This is a genomic window from Pseudomonas sp. EU05-FHT14B02 (genome assembly GCF_058791055.1).
Map to the genome: position 1 here is coordinate 1 of NZ_JBYTDD010000024.1, position 18620 is coordinate 18620.

Annotated in this window: 14 protein-coding genes, 1 pseudogene and 1 riboswitch; of the genes and pseudogenes, 9 read left to right on the plus strand and 6 right to left on the minus strand. The window is 60.1% G+C overall.

Annotated features, from left to right (window positions below; genetic code table 11):
* Positions 1 to 70: 70 nt before the first annotated feature.
* Positions 71 to 913: a methyl-accepting chemotaxis protein gene (locus AC3WTM_RS20810; RefSeq protein ID WP_371318439.1), complete on the minus strand. Its 843-nt coding sequence runs from the start codon at positions 911 to 913 to the stop codon at positions 71 to 73.
* Between the two features lie 12 nt (positions 914 to 925).
* Positions 926 to 2212, minus strand: a pseudogene (locus AC3WTM_RS20815) (methyl-accepting chemotaxis protein); the annotation flags it as partial.
* 271 nt (positions 2213 to 2483) lie between these two features.
* Between AC3WTM_RS20815 and AC3WTM_RS20820 the strand changes: the two are divergent.
* The gene (locus AC3WTM_RS20820) at positions 2484 to 3302 is read left to right on the plus strand and encodes a M48 family metallopeptidase (protein ID WP_102671749.1); all 819 of its coding nucleotides are present in this window, start codon (positions 2484 to 2486) and stop codon (positions 3300 to 3302) included.
* Positions 3303 to 3467: 165 nt separating this feature from the next.
* Here the strand turns inward: AC3WTM_RS20820 and AC3WTM_RS20825 are convergent, their stop codons facing one another.
* From AC3WTM_RS20825 to AC3WTM_RS20835, 3 genes are all read right to left on the minus strand, one after another.
* Positions 3468 to 4052, minus strand: coding sequence for a TMEM165/GDT1 family protein (locus tag AC3WTM_RS20825; RefSeq protein WP_102671694.1), 585 nt, complete (start codon positions 4050 to 4052; stop codon positions 3468 to 3470).
* Between the two features lie 89 nt (positions 4053 to 4141).
* A riboswitch (yybP-ykoY riboswitch) is annotated at positions 4142 to 4266 on the minus strand.
* Positions 4267 to 4316: 50 nt separating this feature from the next.
* Positions 4317 to 5315 (minus strand): methyltransferase, encoded by a 999-nt coding sequence (locus AC3WTM_RS20830; RefSeq protein ID WP_102671693.1) that lies wholly within the window; start codon positions 5313 to 5315, stop codon positions 4317 to 4319.
* Between the two features lie 33 nt (positions 5316 to 5348).
* Complete coding sequence (locus AC3WTM_RS20835; protein WP_102671692.1) at positions 5349 to 6314, minus strand: 2-hydroxyacid dehydrogenase; 966 nt, start codon at positions 6312 to 6314, stop codon at positions 5349 to 5351.
* Between the two features lie 91 nt (positions 6315 to 6405).
* Between AC3WTM_RS20835 and AC3WTM_RS20840 the strand changes: the two genes are divergently transcribed.
* The 7 genes from AC3WTM_RS20840 to AC3WTM_RS20870 all read left to right on the plus strand — a co-directional run bounded on the left by AC3WTM_RS20840 (position 6406) and on the right by AC3WTM_RS20870 (position 17120).
* On the plus strand, positions 6406 to 7035 hold the full coding sequence (locus tag AC3WTM_RS20840) for a LysE family translocator (protein WP_102671691.1): 630 nt from the start codon (positions 6406 to 6408) through the stop codon (positions 7033 to 7035).
* 281 nt (positions 7036 to 7316) lie between these two features.
* Complete coding sequence (locus AC3WTM_RS20845; protein WP_102670975.1) at positions 7317 to 8999, plus strand: fatty acid--CoA ligase; 1683 nt, start codon at positions 7317 to 7319, stop codon at positions 8997 to 8999.
* A 339-nt stretch (positions 9000 to 9338) separates the two neighbouring features.
* Complete coding sequence (locus AC3WTM_RS20850; RefSeq protein ID WP_102670976.1) at positions 9339 to 11243, plus strand: DUF1302 domain-containing protein; 1905 nt, start codon at positions 9339 to 9341, stop codon at positions 11241 to 11243.
* A gap of 28 nt (positions 11244 to 11271) precedes the next feature.
* On the plus strand, positions 11272 to 12636 hold the full coding sequence (locus tag AC3WTM_RS20855) for a DUF1329 domain-containing protein (RefSeq protein ID WP_102670977.1): 1365 nt from the start codon (positions 11272 to 11274) through the stop codon (positions 12634 to 12636).
* Between the two features lie 175 nt (positions 12637 to 12811).
* On the plus strand, positions 12812 to 15550 hold the full coding sequence (locus AC3WTM_RS20860; RefSeq protein WP_102670978.1) for a winged helix-turn-helix domain-containing protein: 2739 nt from the start codon (positions 12812 to 12814) through the stop codon (positions 15548 to 15550).
* Positions 15551 to 15639: 89 nt separating this feature from the next.
* Positions 15640 to 16281 (plus strand): MBL fold metallo-hydrolase, encoded by a 642-nt coding sequence (locus AC3WTM_RS20865; protein ID WP_102670979.1) that lies wholly within the window; start codon positions 15640 to 15642, stop codon positions 16279 to 16281.
* Between the two features lie 104 nt (positions 16282 to 16385).
* Entirely contained in the window at positions 16386 to 17120 is a 735-nt protein-coding gene (locus tag AC3WTM_RS20870; protein WP_102670980.1) for a YiaD family glycine zipper/OmpA-like lipoprotein, read from the plus strand.
* Between the two features lie 273 nt (positions 17121 to 17393).
* Here AC3WTM_RS20870 and AC3WTM_RS20875 read toward each other — a convergent pair whose 3' ends face one another.
* Positions 17394 to 17828: a Z-ring associated ZapG family protein gene (locus tag AC3WTM_RS20875; protein ID WP_008045970.1), complete on the minus strand. Its 435-nt coding sequence runs from the start codon at positions 17826 to 17828 to the stop codon at positions 17394 to 17396.
* 144 nt (positions 17829 to 17972) lie between these two features.
* Between AC3WTM_RS20875 and AC3WTM_RS20880 the strand changes: the two genes are divergently transcribed.
* Positions 17973 to 18602 carry an alpha/beta hydrolase gene (locus AC3WTM_RS20880; RefSeq protein WP_102670981.1) on the plus strand — a complete coding sequence of 210 codons (630 nt, stop codon included), beginning with the start codon at positions 17973 to 17975 and terminating at the stop codon, positions 18600 to 18602.
* Positions 18603 to 18620 lie beyond the last annotated feature (18 nt).

An 18620-nucleotide genomic window follows, 5' to 3' on the forward strand; every position in this document is an offset into this window, starting at 1 on the left:
CGCTCCCACAGGTTTTGTGAACACCGCAAATCCCTGTGGGAGCGAGCTTGCTCGCGATGGGGCCGCTGGATCAAACCCTGAACTGATTGATCAACCGCCGCTGCTGTTCAGCCAGTTTGGTCAAGTCGGCACTGGCCGCACTCGACTCATCCGCACCACCGGCCACTTCATTGGCCACCTGGCCGATGTTGATTACGTTGCGGTTAATGTCGTCCGCCACGGCACTTTGCTCCTCAGCCGCGCTGGCAATCTGGGTGTTCATGTCGTTGATCACCGACACTGCCTGAGTAATGGTTTCCAGTGCTTCAGCGGCTTTCGATGCGTGAAGTACGCTTTCGTCCGTGCGGTTCTGGCTGTCTTCCATTACTCGCACCACATCCCGCGTGCCCTGCTGCAGTTGCTGGATCATGGTCTGGATTTCTTCGGTGGCCTTTTGTGTCTTCTGCGCCAGGTTACGCACCTCGTCGGCCACCACGGCAAAACCTCGGCCCTGTTCACCGGCACGGGCGGCTTCGATGGCTGCGTTCAGGGCCAGCAGGTTGGTCTGCTCGGCGATCCCGCGAATGGCGGTGAGGATGGCGTTGATGTTTTCGCTGTCCTTGGCCAGGGTTTGCACCACGCCGACGGCCCGGCCGATCTCCACGGCGAGGGCGCCAATGGAGTTCGAGGTGTCGCGCACGATCTGCATGCCCTGGCTGGCGGCCTGATCGGCATGGCTGGCGGCCTGTGCGGCCTGGGTCGCATTGCGCGCGACGTCCTGGGCGGTGGCGGTCATTTCCTGTACGGCGGTGGCCACTTGATCGATCTCGGCCATTTGCTTGTGCACGCCGGTGTTGGTGCGGATGGCGATATCGGCGGTGTGTTCCGATGAATCGCTGACACTCTGCACCGAAGTCACCACTTGGGTGATCATCGCCTGCAACTTGGCCAGGAAAGTGTTGAAGCCTTTGGCGATCGAGCCCAGTTCATCGGCGCGATCACTGGTCAGGCGTCGGGTCAGGTCGCCTTCGCCCTGGGCGATATCGTCGAGCATGGCCACCATCTGCTTGAGCGGACGGGCGATGCCGTGGCCCACCAGCCAGATCACCAGCAAGCCGATACCGGCAATCACCAGGCCAACCATCGCCATACCGAAGGTGTCGGATTTGCGCTGCGCGTCCAGATCGGCCTGGAGCTTTTGCAGGTCGGCCATGACCGCATTCAGCGGCAACTGCAGCATCAGGGTCCAGCGGGCGTCGGTCTGGCCGATGCCGAACGGCAGGTACAACTCGATTCGGCCTTGGGCCTTGTCGACGGTATAGGTGACTTCGCCGCGTTTGAGATTGGCCATGTTGGCGATCTGTTTGCTGTCGAGGATGTCGCTGACCTTCTCGCCGAATTTGCTCGGATCCTTGGTGTAGGCAACGATCCGGCCATTGCCGCCGATCAGGGCCATTTCCCCGGCGCCGCTGTAAAGTTTCTGGTTGGCGCCCAGGAGCATTTCCTGGATGAAGTTCACCGACAGGTCAGCACCGACGATGCCCTGGAAGGCACCGTTGAGCATGATCGGTTCAATAAAGGAGGCGAGCATGACGATTTTGTCGCCCACCTTATAAGGCGCCGGATCGATCACGCAGGATTTTTTGGTTTCTTTCGAGCACAAGTAGTACTCGCTGGCGCGCACGCCAGTGGACAGGGTTTTCTGGTCGTCGACGTCCACCAGTTTGTCCAGGCCCAGGGTGCCGTCGTCGTTGCGGAACCACCAGGGCAGGAAGCGCCCGTTGCTGGCGTCGATGCCGACCACCTGGGTGCCGACGTAGGTCGCATCGTTGTGATCCAGTGCGTCTTTTTCCCAACCGATGTAGGTGCCGAGGATTTTCGGGTTCTTGACCACGTTTTCCTTGATCAGGCCGATCAGTTGCTCGCGGCTCAGGCTCAGGGCGGGCTGGCCATCGGCACCCGGTGTGCCGATCAGGGCGTTGACCCGCACCAGTCCGCCGGCAATCAGCAGCGGTGCTTCGAGTTCGCGCTGGATCTGGCTGACCTGGGTTTGCGCCAGGGACGTCAGGCGTTGTTCGATGACTTGCTCGAATTGGGCCTGGGTCCGCTCCTGGACCATGTCTTGCGTCCGGGCGCCGGAGAACAGTGCGTACACAACCAGCGCTGCCACGACACTAAGGACAATGGCGCCGGCAAGGGCCGCCACGGAAAACTGGATCGACTTGAATTTCATGGAGGCTCCGCACGCGAAAGGACGTTTGCCCAGGTGTATCGGCAGGGTGACGGGCGGGCATGAGCGCGGGCAGTTGAAAGGACCGTTTTTGCGTGCCGGATGTCGTAATTGAATCAATGAGCGGCGTTATGGGCTGCGGGTTGTCGCCGTATGTGAATTTTTTCTACGGCGATGAGAGCTTTGTCCGAATTGTGCGTCTTACGTCCATTGTATCTGGCGTCGATACATTTCCACGCCTAGGATAAGCGGCATGTTTTCAGAGAGTTTTTTGATGAACAAGATTTTGGTTGTCAGTGCACTGAGCGCAGCGCTGTTGCTCACCGGCTGCCAGTCGGTCAATACCACCAGTGGCGGCGCTGTAGGCGTTGAGCGCAAGCAGTACATGTTCAGCATGTTGTCTGCGCAAGAGGTCGACCAGATGTACGCCCAGTCCTATCAGAAGACAGTGGGCGAAGCGTCCAGCAAGGGTGTGCTGGACAAGTCCAGCAATGAAGCCCGGCGGGTTCAGGCGATTGCCGACCGGCTGATTGCCCAGGCGCCGAATTTCCGTCCGGACGCGGCCCAGTGGAAGTGGGAAGTCAACCTGATCAAGAGCGATGAACTCAATGCCAACTGTGGCCCTGGCGGCAAGATCATTTTCTACACCGGGTTGATCGACAAACTGCAACTGACCGACGATGAAATCGCCGCGATCATGGGCCATGAAATCGCCCACGCCCTGCGCGAGCATGGTCGTGAAGCGATGTCCAAGGCTTACGGCATCGAAATGGCCAAGCAGGGCGCCGGTGCATTGTTGGGGGTGGGGCAGGACACCTTGGCCCTGGCCGATACCGTGGCCAACTACGGCATGACCTTGCCCAACAGCCGTGCCAATGAAAACGAGGCGGACCTGATCGGCCTGGAACTGGCCGCCCGCGCCGGTTACAACCCGAATGCCGCGATCACCCTGTGGAACAAGATGAGCAAGGTCTCGGAAGGTTCACCACCGGAGTTCCTGAGTACTCACCCGGCGTCGTCGAGTCGTATTGCGGCGTTGCAGGCGGCGATTCCGAAGGTCATGCCGCTTTATGAGCAGGCTAGGAAGTCCTGATAGTCATGTGGTGAGGCTGCTGGCCTCTTCGCGAGCAAGCCCGCTCCCACAATAAATCTCCATTGACTGCAAACTTTGTGTGCACTGGAGACCCAATGTGGGAGCGGGCTTGCTCCGGGCGGCGTTCCGACGAAGAACGATAACGCGGTCTAACGACCTATCGCGTCAAACCCACCCGCTGCTCTGCATCGCCTTGTACACCGCGACAATCGCCAGGATGAAGAACGCCGACGCCGCCAGTCGACGGATCAGGGTCAACGGCAATTTCTCCGCGGCAAAGTTACCGGCCAATACCACGGGCACGTTGGCAATCAGCATGCCGAGGGTGGTGCCGATGATCACCAGCCATAGCTCCGGATACTGCGCAGCCAGCATCACGGTCGCGATCTGGGTCTTGTCGCCGATTTCCGCCAGGAAGAACGCAATCAGTGTAGTCAGGAACGGCCCGAACTTGCGGGCGGTGCTGGCTTCGTCGTCATCCATCTTGTCTGGGACCAGGGTCCATAGCGCCGTGGCGGCGAAGCTCGCAGCAAGGATCCAGTGCAACATCGTATCCGAGAAGAAACTGCCGACCCAGGCGCCCACTGCACCGGCGGCCGCATGGTTGGCCAGGGTCGCGGCGACGATACCGGCGATGATCGGCCAGGGCTTGCGGAAGCGGGCAGCGAGAATGAGCGCAAGCAGTTGCGTCTTGTCGCCGATTTCGGCCAAGGCAACGATTGCGGTAGGTACGAGTAGTGAATCCAGCATCAGGGGTTTTCCTAAGGGGCGGGTCGACACGGCTATGACACGTACAGCCTTCCCGCCCCGGGTAAGGTGTTCGTGTCATAGGTCTTGTCAAACCCTGCGATCCATCTGATGTGGATGCTTGGGTCGCATGCGCCATGGTCTGAGGACCAAGTATGTTGACGCATGCCGGACGAGCGTGGCGCTCGTGGGAGACTACTCCCCTAGGACGGAGCGGATTCTGCCTTTGCAAAACCCATTCGGCAAGCCTTCTTTTTCAACGAAGTTCTATCCGCGCTTGGCTCGGTAGATCCGGAAGCCCTGTCCTTCGGCCTTGATCGTGCACGGGCCCAGATGCTCTTCGATCAGAGGCTGGTACTTCAGGAAGCTGTTCGCCACCAAACGCAGTTCACCGCCGTTTTTCAGATGTTTGGCCGCTTTTCGCAGCAAATTCTCCGTTGCGAAATAGTCGGTGTGCACGCCGACATGGAACGGAGGATTGCTCAGGATCGCACTCAAACCCATCGGGGCGGCATCGATGCCGTCACCGGTAATCACCTCGGCTTCCAGACCATTGGCCGCCAGGGTCAGGCGACTGCTGGCAGCGGCAAAGGCATCCACATCCAGCAACGTGACCTGATTATGCGGGTAACGACGTTTCACTGCCGCGCCCAAGACCCCTGCGCCGCAACCGAAATCGAGCAAGTGACCGCTGGGCAGTTTGTCCAGATGTTCAAGCAGCAGCGCGCTGCCGCGATCCAGGCGACCATGGCTGAACACCCCCGGCAGGCTGATGACCTTCAACGGGCCTTCGGCCAGCGGCAGTTCATAGGTCTGCGCCAGGCTTTCCAGTGGTTTGGCTTCAGGCGCGTTGGCCACGGTGACCAGCCAGAGCTGGCAGTGGCGCGCGCTGTCGAGTTTGCGTGGCTTGCCGAACGGGTTGAGTTGTTTGGCGGCGCCTTCGATGCCGCTTTTTTTCTCGCCGACCAGGTACAGCTCGCGGCCAGCCAGCCGTGAGGCGAGGGCGTTGAGAATGTAGTCGGTCAGGTCCTTGGCCTTAGGCAGAAACACCACCGCTGTATCGAACTCGCGCTCAGGAGCATTCACACCAAAATGGCTGCGCTCGGCGAAGCGGGCGTCCAGCGAGGCCTGATCGCCGGCGTGCCAGCACCAGCCATGAGCTTCGGGCAGACGGCCCAGCAAGTCGTCGGCGGGCAAGCCGGCCAACAACACCGAGCCCTGGAATAACTCGGCCTGACGAAGCAGTACTTCACTGCGCGGATCCATAACTGCTCCTGTGAAAAAAAGTGCCGCAGTTTATCAACTGACGACCCGCAGCGCCTTACCGCTGAAGTACCCCAGTGCATTTTCGGTCACTTGGCCAACGATTCGCTGGCGCGCTTCACGGCTGCCCCAGGCGTTGTGCGGAGTGACGATCAGGCGCGGGATGTCATGGGCCAGCAGCGGATTGCCGTTGACGGGAGGCTCGACGCTCAGCACGTCAGTGGCGGCGCCGCCCAGATGCCCGTTGCGCAAGGCGTTGGCCAGCGCCTGTTCGTCGATCAGGCCTCCGCGAGCGGTGTTGACCACGAATGCGCCGGGTTTCATCGCGGCCAGTTCGCGGGCGCCGATGAAGTGACGGGTGTGTTCGTTGAGCGGGCAGTGCAGGGTCAGGGCATCGACTTGCGGTAGCAGCTCATCCAGTGGCAGGCGGTCCGGCCGGGCAGGGCGCCCTGGAATTTGCCCCAGCACAACGCGCATACCGAAGGCTTCAGCCAGCCGTGCGACCGCGCCGCCCAATTCGCCATGGCCCAAAAGACCAAGGGTTTTGCCTTCGAGTTCGACAATCGGGTAATCCAGCAAACAGAATTGTTTGGCTTGCTGCCAGCGGCCTTCGCCGACGGCTTTTTGATAATCGGCCAGGCGCGTGGCCAGGTTGAGCAGCAGCATGATCGTGTGCTGCGCCACCGACGGTGTGCCGTAGCCCTGGCAGTTGCACACGGTAATCCCGTGGGCGCGGGCGGCGGCGAGGTCGACATTGTTGGTGCCGGTGGCAGTGATCAGGATCAGCTTGAGATCAGGGCTGGCGGCCATGGCGGCGGCATCGATCAGGATCTTGTTGCTGATGGCGACGGTCGCACCCTTGAGGTGTTCGATGACTTGATCGGGCAAGGTCTGGGCGAACAGCTGCAAATCGCTGAAGCAACTGCGCAAGGGGGCTAGGTCAAGGTCGCCGAGGTCCAGGGACGGGTGGTCGAGGAATACGGCGCGGCGAGTGTTCGTCATCAACTGTACCTTTTGTGCAATGAACTGAAGGCGTAATCTGCCGAGCCTACCAGATGAAATAAATAGTTACGCTTGGCCTGAAGGAGCCCCAATGTACTGGACAGAGTTCTTGACCGTTGCCCTGATTCACTTGCTGGCCGTGGCCAGCCCTGGCCCGGACTTTGCCGTGGTGGTGCGCGAGAGTGTTACCCACGGTCGGCGTGCGGGCACCTGGACCGCGCTGGGCGTGGGCACGGCGATTTTCCTGCATGTGGGTTACTCGCTCTTGGGTATCGGCCTGATCGTGTCCCAGTCGATCGTGCTGTTCAATGCCTTGAAATGGGCCGCCGCCGCTTACCTGCTGTACATCGGTTACAAGGCGCTGCGCGCGCAACCGGCCAGGTCTGTGGCTGACGACCTGCACAAGGAAGCCGGCGAGCGCACCGCCCGTGGTGCCTTCACCTCGGGTTTCGTCACCAACGGTCTCAATCCGAAAGCCACGCTGTTCTTCCTTTCGCTGTTCACCGTGGTGATCAACCCGCACACGCCGCTGGCCGTACAGGCCGGGTACGGGGTTTACCTGGCGGTGGCGACAGCGATCTGGTTCTGCCTGGTGGCGATGTTGTTCAGCCAGCAGCGCGTACGCGCCGGTTTCGCCCGCATGGGCCACTGGTTCGACCGGACCATGGGCGCGGTGCTGATTGCGATTGGCGTGAAGCTCGCTTTTACCGAGATGCACTGATCAGATATCTGTCCTTGTAGGAGCAGCCGGTCGACGCTCGATTGCCCGCGATGCTCGTCCACGATAACACTCGATATCTGCCCCCCCCCCCCCCCGCGGTAATCCCGGGTTCATCGCGAGCAAGCTCGCTCAAACAGATGATCAAACCCTATGATTGATGGCGCAACGCTATCATTCATGGGGTTCTGCAAATCATTCCTTTGGCTGATTTGGCTGACGTTCAAGGGCACTACAGTGCGTACTTTCAGTCACGACCGTGCAGTCAGATTAAAGGGATTATTATGTTGCAGACTCGCGTTATCCCCCCGGCCGAAGGCGCTTACCAGTACCCGCTGTTGATTAAACGGCTGCTGATGTCCGGTGCCCGTTATGAGAAAACCCGCGAGATCATCTACCGCGACAAGTTGCGCTATAGCTATCCGACCCTGATCGAACGGGTAGCCCGCCTGGCCAACGTGCTGACAGCGGCCGGAGTCAAGCCTGGGGATGCCGTGGGTGTGATGGACTGGGACAGCCATCGTTACCTGGAATGCATGTTCGCCATCCCGATGATCGGTGCGGTGATCCACACCATCAACGTGCGCCTGTCACCGGAACAGATCCTCTACACAATGAACCACGCCGAGGATCGCTTTGTGCTGGTCAACAGCGAGTTCGTCGGTCTCTACAAGGCCATCGAGGGGCAACTGACCACGGTCGACAAAACCCTGCTGTTGACTGACCTGCCGGAAAAAACCGCGGACCTGCCGAATCTCGTCGGCGAATACGAACAACTGCTGGCCGCGGCGAGCCCGCAATACGACTTCGAGGACTTCGACGAAAACTCGGTCGCGACCACGTTCTATACCACCGGCACCACCGGTAACCCCAAGGGCGTGTACTTCACCCATCGGCAACTGGTGCTGCACACCATGGGCGTGTCGACCATCATGGGCGCGATCGATAGCGTGCGCCTGCTGGGCACCAACGATGTGTACATGCCAATCACTCCGATGTTCCACGTGCACGCCTGGGGCTTGCCGTATGTGGCGACCATGCTCGGGCTCAAGCAGGTGTATCCCGGCCGCTATGACCCGGAGTACCTGGTGGAGTTGTGGCGCAAGGAAAAGGTCACGTTCTCCCATTGCGTACCGACCATTCTGCAGATGGTCCTCAATGCCAAGGCCGCGCAGAACGTCGACTTCGGCGGCTGGAAAATCGTCATCGGCGGCAGCGCCCTGAACCGCACGCTGTACGAGGCGGCCAAGGCCAAAGGCATTCAGCTGACTGCCGCCTACGGCATGTCGGAAACCGGGCCACTGGTTTCGTGCGCGCACCTCAACGACGAATTGATGGCGGGTACCGAAGACGAACGCACCACTTACCGGATCAAGGCCGGCGTGCCGGGGCCACTGGTGGAGGCGGCGATCGTCGACACCGAGGGCAACTTCCTGCCCGCCGATGGCGAGACCCAGGGCGAACTGGTGTTACGCGCGCCATGGCTGACCGAGGGGTATTTCAATGAGCCGCAGAAGGGCGCCGAGCTCTGGGCCGGAGGCTGGCTGCACACAGGTGACGTGGCGACCCTGGACAGCATGGGCGTGATCGACATTCGTGACCGGATCAAGGACGTGATCAAGACCGGTGGCGAGTGGATCTCCTCCCTGGACCTGGAAGACCTGATCAGCCGTCATGCGGCGGTACGTGAAGTAGCAGTGGTGGGGATCCCCGATCCGCAGTGGGGCGAGCGGCCGTTTGCCCTGCTGGTGCTCCGTGAGGGGCATGCAATCGGGGCGCGGGAACTCAAGGAACACCTCAAGCCGTTTGTGGAGCTGGGGCACTTGAGCAAGTGGGCAATTCCGAGCCAGATCGCCCTTGTTACTGAAATTCCCAAGACCAGTGTCGGCAAGCTCGACAAGAAGCGCATTCGTGTCGACATCAGCGAGTGGCAAGCCACCAACAGCACCTTCCTCTCGACGCTTTAAGCGTCACCTGGCGTGCTCGAAAGGGCACGCCAGCCCCCACCAAGCAAGCGCTTGGCTTGTCAAATCGAAATTTTCAGCCATCCTTGCGGTGCCGACGGGTGTCGGACTGGCGAAAGGACTGTTCCAGAGTGGCTGGCAGCTGCAAATCACACTTTAGAGGGATCAAGCGCTACTACCTGCTGGCTATAGTCCACTCAAGGATTTTTAAGAACGGGGCAACCGCACGAACCGGGGCGATGCAACTTTGGAATGACTTTGGGATGCCATGGCTCCCGGTTATCCACAGCGTTTTTAGAAGTGCTCTTGCCATAAAAATAAAATGCACATGGAGTAGCGTCGATGACATCAGCAAACCAGTTCTGGCGCCGGGCGAAACTGCCCCTGGCTGTCAGTCTTGCCTCTACGCTCGCCGGGCCAGCATTCGGCGTCAGTTTCAACGTCGGTGAAATCGAAGGTCAGTTCGACTCATCCCTGTCGATCGGTGCCAGTTGGTCTACCGAAAGTGCCAACAAGAACCTCATCGGTGTCAACAACGGCGGCAAGGGTCTGTCCCAGACTTCTGATGACGGTCACCTGAACTTCAAGAGCGGGGAAACTTTCTCGAAGATCTTCAAGGGCATCCATGACCTTGAACTGAAATACGGCGATACCGGTGTTTTCGTCCGTGGCAAATACTGGTACGACTTTGAACTGAAGGACGAAAGCCGTCCGTTCAAGGACATCAGCGACGACAACCGCAAGGAAGGCGCCAAGTCTGCCGGCGGCCAGATCCTCGACGCCTTCGTCTACCACAACTACTCCATTGCCGATCAGCCAGGCTCCGTGCGTCTGGGCAAGCAGGTCGTGAGCTGGGGTGAAAGTACCTTCATCGGTGGTGGCATCAACTCGATCAACCCGATCGACGTGTCCGCGTTCCGCCGTCCGGGGGCCGAGATCAAGGAAGGCCTGATCCCGGTCAACATGTTCTATGTGTCCCAGAGCCTGACCGAAAACCTCTCGGCCGAAGCGTTCTACCAAATTGAATGGGACCAGACCGTTGTCGACAACTGCGGCACGTTCTTCTCCCAGCCAGACATCGTTGCCGACGGCTGCGACGACAACCTGCGCGTACTGGCCAAGCGCTCGCAAATTCCGGCCATTGCCCTGGGGCCTTTGGCCGCCAACGGCGTCGACGTCAACAATGAGGGTGTTCTGGTGCGTCGTGGCCCCGATCGCGATGCCCGCGACAGCGGCCAGTGGGGCGCGTCCCTCAAGTACATGTTCGATCCGCTGGACACCGAGTTCGGCGCCTACTTCATGAATTACCACAGCCGTGCGCCGATCTTCAGCGCTACCGGTGCGCCGCAGTCGGTCTACAACACTGCAGCGGCCCTCCAGGGCGGCCCGTTCGCCGCACTGGCGCCATTGCTGGTGGCGGGTAATTCGCAGTACTTCATCGAGTACCCGGAAGACATCCGACTCTACGGCCTGAGCTTCTCCACCACCCTGCCTACCGGTACGGCGTGGAGCGGTGAGATCAGCTACCGTCCGAACGCTCCGGTGCAGCTCAACTCCACCGACATCCTGTTCTCCGGTGTTCGTCCTATAGGCAATAACAACCCGAACAACCCGTTGACCAATGCATCGCTGCTTACCGGCGTGCCGGGTCAGGACCTGCACGGGTATCGTCGCAAGGAAGTCACCCAGTTCCAGACCACCCTGACGCACTTCTTCGATCAGGTCATGGGCGCCAGCCGTCTGACCCTGGTGGGCGAAGTGGGCGTGACCCACGTTGGCGGCCTGGAAAGCACTTCCGACGTTCGTTATGGTCGCGATCCGGTCTACGGTCCGGGTGAATTGCCAGCCTCTGGCGCGCTCAATACCTGCGTGACACTCAACAACAGCACCATCAGCGGTGCCGGCCCGGGTACGCCGACCAACAACCGCAGCCGCAACTGCACCGACGAAGGCTTCACCACTGCGACTTCATGGGGCTACCGCGGTCGTGCCATCTGGGAATACAACGACGTGTTTGCCGGTGTGAACCTCAAGCCAAACGTAGCCTGGTCTCATGACGTGGAAGGCTACTCCCCTGGGCCTGGCGGCAACTTCGAGGAAGGCCGCAAGGCGGTGAGCCTGGGTGTCGACGCCGAGTACCAGAACACCTACACCGCGAGCCTGGCCTACACCAACTTCTTCGACGGCAAGTACACCACCGTGGATGACCGCGACTTCGTTGCGCTCAGCCTCGGCGTGAACTTCTAAGCACTGAATTTTCAGGACGAACGAACATATGAAAATAACAAAGAGTCTGTTCCACGCCGGTGTTCTGGGCCTTTCACTGCTGGCGACCAGCGTCATAGCAGCGGTTCCCCAGGCCGAGGCCGACAAACTGGGCAAGAGCCTGACCCCGATGGGCGCTGAGATGGCGGGTAACGCCGACGGTTCGATTCCGGCCTGGAAACCGTTGCCGAAGAATGCCGGAGCGGTCGACAGCAAGGGCTTCCTGTCCGATCCGTACCCGGGTGAAAAACCGCTGTTCACCATCACGGCGCAGAACGTCGACCAGTACAAGGAAAAGCTTGCCCCGGGCCAGTACGCGATGTTCAAGCGCTACCCGGAAACCTTCAAGATGCCGGTTTATCCGTCCCATCGCGGTGCCACTGTGCCGGATGACGTGTTCGCCTCCATCAAGAAGAACGCCACCAACACCAAACTGGTGTCCGGCGGCAACGGCCTGGAGAACTTTGAAACCGCCATTCCGTTCCCGATTCCGAAAAGCGGCGTTGAAGTCATCTGGAACCACATCACCCGTTATCGTGGTGGTAGCGTGACCCGCCTGGTAACCCAGGCCACGCCACAGCCGAACGGCTCGTTCAGCCTGGTGTACTTCCAGGACCAGTTCGTGTTCCGCGACAAGATGAAGGACTACGATCCGGCGAACCCGGGCAACATCCTGTTCTACTTCAAGCAGAAAGTGACCGCGCCGGCGCGTCTGGCCGGTGGTGTACTGCTGGTTCACGAAACCCTCGACCAGGTCAAGGAGCCGCGCTCGGCATGGGTCTACAACGCCGGCCAGCGTCGTGTGCGCCGTGCGCCGCAAGTGTCCTATGACGGCCCGGGTACCGCAGCCGATGGTCTGCGTACCTCCGACAACCTGGACATGTACAACGGTGCACCGGATCGTTACGACTGGAAGCTCGAAGGCAAGAAAGAGATGTACATCGCCTCCGATGCCTACAAGCTCGACGATCCGAAGCTCAAGTACGCAGACATCATCAAGGCCGGTCACATCAACCAGGACCTGGCTCGTTACGAGTTGCGTCGTGTGTGGCATGTAGTTGCCACCCTGAAGGAAGGTCAGCGCCACATCTACGCCAAGCGTGACTTCTACATTGACGAAGACACCTGGCAAGCAGCGGTCATCGATCATTACGACGGTCGCGGTCAACTGTGGCGCGTCGCCGAGGCCCATGCCGAGAACTACTACGACAAGCAAGTACCGTGGTATGCCCTTGAAACCCTGTACGACTTGCAATCGGGTCGTTACCTGGCGCTGGGCATGAAGAACGAAGAGAAGTCCGCCTATGACTTCGGCTTCACTGCCACCACCAGCGACTTCACCCCGGCCGCCTTGCGTCAGGATGGTGTTCGCTAAAGTGAACTGAGTAGAGGCCGCACCCTCTGAAAACGCCCCGACTGGTTCGGGGCGTTTTTTTTGCCTGTAGACTTTTTGTAGCCATTTGTAGCAATTACCTTCATTCCCTATCCGTTTACGGCTAGTCTGCGGACATCTGCAACGCCGCCACCCGCAATTCAAACAAGAGCCGGCTATGACTGATTTGTCTACATCCCCAGGTTCTGCAAACGTTGCTGTCGCGACACTCGACGGGCGCTTCTTCCGCCCGCCGTTGCCCGACGGCCATGTGCTGCGTCCACGTTTGTGCGAGCGCCTGAGTGCCGGGCTCGGTGGCAGGTTATTGCTGGTCAGTGCACCGGCAGGGTTCGGCAAGAGTTCGTTGGCGGTGGAGTTTTGTCAGGGGTTGCCGGCGCACTGGCAAAGTCTCTGGCTGGGTTTGAGCCCGCGAGACAGTGACCCGGGACGTTTTCTCGAGCGCCTGCTGGAAGGCCTCCAGGACTACTTCCCGCACCTGGGCAGGCAATCGCTCGGGCTGTTGAAAATGCGCCAGCGCCATCAGCCTTTCGCATTCGAAGAATGGCTGGATGGCCTGCTCGACGAATTGGCCGAGCACTTGTCTACCGCGACGCCATTGCTGCTGGTGCTGGATGATTACCATCTGGCCCAGGGGCCGGTACTGGACCGTTGCCTGCAATTTTTCCTCAATCATCTCCCTGATGGCTTGCTGGTGATGGTCACCAGTCGCCAACGTCCCGACTGGCATCTGGCGCGGCTGCGGCTGTCGCGACAACTGCTTGAATTGCATGAACAGGATCTGCGCCTGACCCACGACGAGGCCTTGAGCCTGCTCGACCGGCACAGCAGTTCCTTGCGCGGTGAAGCGCTGGAAAACCTGATCCAGCGCAGCGAAGGTTGGGTCGCGGGGTTGCGTTTCTGGCTGCTGGCCGCCTCGGAGGCGGGTACCGACGGCGCGCTGCCGCAATCCTTGCACGGCGGGGAAGGGCTGATCCGCGATTACCTGCTCGAAGAGGTCATCGATTGCCTGCCCGCCGAGGTCCAGTCGTTCCTCTACGACACGGCGCCCCAGGAGCGCTTTTGCAGCGAACTGTGCGATGCCGTTCGCGACGCCCATGACAGCGGCGAAATCCTGCGCTTCCTGCTCGCTCACCAGGTGTTCCTGGTGCCGCTGGATGAGCACGGCCACTGGTATCGTTACCATCACCTGTTTTCCGATCTGTTGCGCACGCGCCCGACTTCCCAGTCGATGGTGCCGGCCGCCAGCCTGCACCTGCGTGCCTGCCGCTGGTTCAATGCCCAGGGACTGCTCGATGAGGCCGTGGAGCAGGCCTTGCGCGCCGGTCATCTGGACGTCGCGGCGAACCTGGTGCAGAACCTCTCCGAAGAGCAGCTGCTGGCCGAGCAGAATGTCGGCATGTTGCTGCGCTGGAAAATGGACTTGCCTGACAGCTTGCTGATCAGCACGCCGCGGCTGATCGTGCTTTATAGCTGGGCGTTGGGGATGGCTTGCCAACTGGATGCCGCCGAAGAGCTGGCCAGCCATTTGAGCCGTTTCCTGCCTGCTCCGTCGGCCACCGCACAGAAGTCGATGCTCGCTCAATGGCTGGCGTTGAGCGGCATCATTGCCCGTGGACGCGGCAACCGCGAACTGACGCTGCGGTACTGCCGCGAAGCGTTGGAAAGTCTTCCGTGCAAGCGTTATGGCCAGCGCCTGATGTGCCTTTCGACCCTGTCCAACCTCGCCATTGCCGACGGCGATTTGTGGCGGGCACGGGGATTGAACCGCGAATCGCTGGAGTTGGCGCAACGGGTCGGCAACCCCTTGTTCGAAGCACTGGCGCACTACGACCGCGCCCGGGTGTTGCAAGCTCGCGGGGAAATCTGTCGGGCGCTGGAAGAAGTCCGTCAGGGAATGCAGCGCCTGCAGAGCTTGCCTGCGCAACGGCTATATGCGGTTCGCGCCCGGCTGACCTTGTACGAGGGTTTTTTGCTGGCCCTGCGTATGCAACCGCAATTGGCGCGGGTGCGATTACAGGCCGGTTTGAGCGAGGCGCGCGCCTGCCGTGACATCAGCGTACTGATCGGCCACTGCGTGATTGCCAGGCTGGAAGGCAGCAGCGGCGAGTTCGCCAAGGCCTTTGCCGAGCTTGCCGAAGCCGAACGGCTCATGCACATCTGGGATGTGCCACCGATCTACTACCTGGCCATGATCACCTTGGTCAAATGTGAACTCTGGCTGGCCCAGGGGCGCACCGATCTGGCCGAAGCCTGGCTGGCGCGTCTGGGACAGACCTATAACGGCGAAAACGCGGCGGCACCACCGGAGTTCCACCCGCAATTACCGCTGCATATCGAATTGCAACAAGCCTTGCTCGACGTCATCCAGGGCCAACCGATGCTGGCCGAAGGGCGTTTGAATGCACTGCTCGAACATGGCCAGCAAAGCGGTCGGCAGATGCTCAGCGCCATGGCGCTGACCCAGAAAGTGGCGTTGTTGCTGGGTAGTGGACGGGAACCGGAAGCACGCAAGGCACTGGCCCAGGCGCTGGACGCCGCCGGCGGAGGGGTGCTGCAACCCTTCGAGGGCTTGTTGGCCGAGCACCCGGACTGGCTGCGTGGGCAGCTTCAAAGCTGTCCGCCAACCCCCGTTTCCCTGAGCCTCAGTGAAAAACTGCCGGCATTGGCTGCCCGTCCCGGGCTGGAGTCCTGCGCAGCCGCAGAGCAACTCAGTACCCGTGAAATGGCGGTCCTTAGATTGATCGCCCAAGGCTGTTCGAACCAGGAAATCAGCGATCAGCTGTTTATTTCCCTGCACACGGTCAAGACCCACGCCAGCCATATCAATAGCAAGCTCGGGGTCGAGCGGCGTACGCAGGCGGTGGCGCGAGCCAAGGAATTGGGGGTGCTGGGCTAAGGATTTTTCACGTTACACATCGCGGCCATTTGCAGGATACTCAATTGTGAGAAAATCGCTCATCCACGTTTATCGAGCAGGCCCCGCCGATGTCCCAGCAACCCACCCTCATTCGCGAAACCTTCCCCGTCGGTCCTTTGCAGTGCAACTGCACGATCATCGGTGATCCGGTAACGAAAAAGGCCATCGTCGTCGATCCGGGTGGCAATCATGAGCTGATCCTGGCGCGTCTCGATGCCCTGGGACTGAAAGTGGTCAGCATCATTCACACTCACGCCCACCTCGATCATTTCCTGGCTTCCGGTCAACTCAAGGAGAAAACCGGTGCGACGTTGCATCTGCACAAGGAAGACCAGTTTCTCTGGGACAACCTGGAAATGCAGTGCCAGATGTTCGGCGTTCCTTATACCCCGGTGCCATCCCCGGATCGCTGGCTGGCCGATGATGAGGAGCTGGCCTGCGGCTGCGGCGTGGCGCTGCACACGCCAGGTCATACGCCGGGCTCCATGAGCTTCTGGTTTTCCGAAGCCAAGCTGCTGATTGCCGGTGATACGCTGTTTCGTCGCGGTGTCGGACGCACGGATTTGTGGGGCGGCGACCAGGCGACCATCGTGCGCTCGATCAAGCAGCGGCTGTACACCCTCGACGAAGACGCAACCGTGGTGACCGGGCATGGTCCGGACACCCGTCTGGGCGATGAAATGCGCGAAAACCCGTTTGTACGGGTCTGATTTGTAACGAACGGAATTTTTGTTCCAGGAAATGATCCAACTCCCGCAAAGACTGATGCCTTGGTCCGTTGCACCACAGAATGCAAAAAAAGTAGGAGCTTTACATGTTCACCATGCGTCGTTTGATGATTGTCGCTACTGCCGTGGCCGTACTGTCCGGCTGTGCCTCGCCCAACCCTTATGACGGTCAGCCGCAGGGTCAGGCGGATGGCAGCTCCCAAGGCATGAGTAAAACCGCGAAATACGGTGGCCTCGGCGCTCTGGCCGGTGCGCTGGCTGGTGCTGCGATTAACCACGATAACCGTGGCAAGGGCGCACTGATCGGTGCTGCGGTGGTCGGTGCTTCCGCCGCCGGTTACGGCTACTACGCCGATCAACAAGAGAAAAAGCTGCGCGCCAGCATGGCCAATACCGGTGTTGAAGTGCAGCGCCAGGGCGACCAGATCAAGCTGATCATGCCGGGCAACATCACGTTCGCTACCGATTCGGCGAACATTGCCCCAAGTTTCTATCAGCCGCTGAACAACCTGGCGGGCTCGCTCAAAGAGTTCAACCAGAACCAGATCGAGATCGTCGGCTATACCGACAGCACCGGCAGCCGCCAGCACAACATGGACCTGTCCCAGCGTCGCGCCCAGAGCGTGGCAACCTACCTGACCTCGCAAGGTGTCAGCGGTGCCAATCTGAGCGCCCGTGGCGCCGGTCCGGATAGCCCGGTTGCCAGTAACGGCGACGCCAATGGCCGGGCGCAGAACCGCCGTGTAGAGGTCAACCTCAAGGCGATTCCGGGCCAGGAGTATGGTGGTCAGCAGCAAGGTCAGGTTCAGCAGTACCCTTGATCGTCTGATTGAACCCCAGGCGTAGAAAAGCCCGCTCGATCTTCTACGGATCGGGCGGGCTTTTTTTGTCGTCAGTTCCGGCCCCTTCGCGGGCAAGCCCGCTCCCACAGGTCATGTGTTGGATGCAGATTTTGTGTACGACATCGACCATTGTGGGAGCGGGCTTGCCCGCGAAGAGGCCAGACCAGGCAGCAGAAATCTGGAACAGACAGAAACAAAAAAGCCCCCGGACCAGTGAAAGTCCGGGGGCTTTTTGTATGGCGCGAAAGCTGATTACTTCTTCAGGCCATAATGCTCATCGAGCATGCCCGGCGAGTTCGGGGCTTTGGGTGCGTAGTCGCGAGGCGGCTCCTGATCGCGCGGTGGTGTCAGGCGTTCACGGGGTGCCTGTGCCGCGTCGGCGTGCAGGGAAGCCAGCAGGCGTTGGCGAGTCTGTTCGTCCAGGGCCAGGCGGTTGGCGCCCTCGGCGAGATGGTCCTGCACTTCCTGATAGCTCTGAGTCAGCTTTTTGACCAGTGTCGCGGTGCTGTTGAAGTGGGTCACCACCTCGTTCTGATAACTGTCGAAACGTTCCTGAATATCGTCCAGCTGACGCTGCGTGCGGCTGGGCGCGGCGTTCGGTGCAACGCGAGCGATCAGGAACCCAATGGCGACACCCACAACCAGGGCAAGAGTCGGTAACAACCAAACTAAGAGCGAGTGTTCCACGAGTCCTTCCTCTATAAACGGCTTTGCTTTACGTTAACGGCTCGAACCTGCGCTGTATACCGCGATTCACTCGCAATAGACAGCCACAGACAATTTGCTAGACGAGTCGACCTGATCCGAGGTCACGGAGTTCCTTCCTTGCTTATGCGTGAAACCCCTGTAGTGATTGATGGCCCGGTGGGTCAACTGGAAGCACTGTACCTGGACAACGAGCAGACGCGTGGCCTGGCGCTGATCTGCCATCCGAACCCTGTGCAGGGCGGCACCATGCTCAACAAAGTGGTCTCGACCCTGCAGCGCACCGCGCGTGATGCCGGTTTGATTACTTTGCGTTTCAATTACCGCGGGGTGGGTGCCAGTGAAGGTACACATGATATGGGCACCGGCGAAGTCGATGATGCCCAGGCTGTGGCCGAATGGTTTCGCGCCAGACACCCGCAATTGCCACTGACCCTGTTCGGTTTCTCCTTCGGTGGATTTGTTGCAGCAAGTCTTGGCGGACGTCTGGAAGCGAAGGGCGAACCGCTCAAACATCTGTTCATGGTCGCACCGGCGGTCATGCGCCTGAGCGCTCAGGACTCGCTGCCACAGCAGGGCGAGCTGACCCTGATCCAGCCGGAAACCGACGAAGTGATCGATCCGCAGCTGGTTTACCAATGGTCCGACACGCTTGAACGTCCCCATGAGCTGCTGAAAGTGGCAGAATGCGGACACTTTTTTCATGGCAAGCTTACCGATCTCAAGGATCTGATCCTGCCGCGTCTCTCGAATTGATTGCAGTCTGACAAGCGA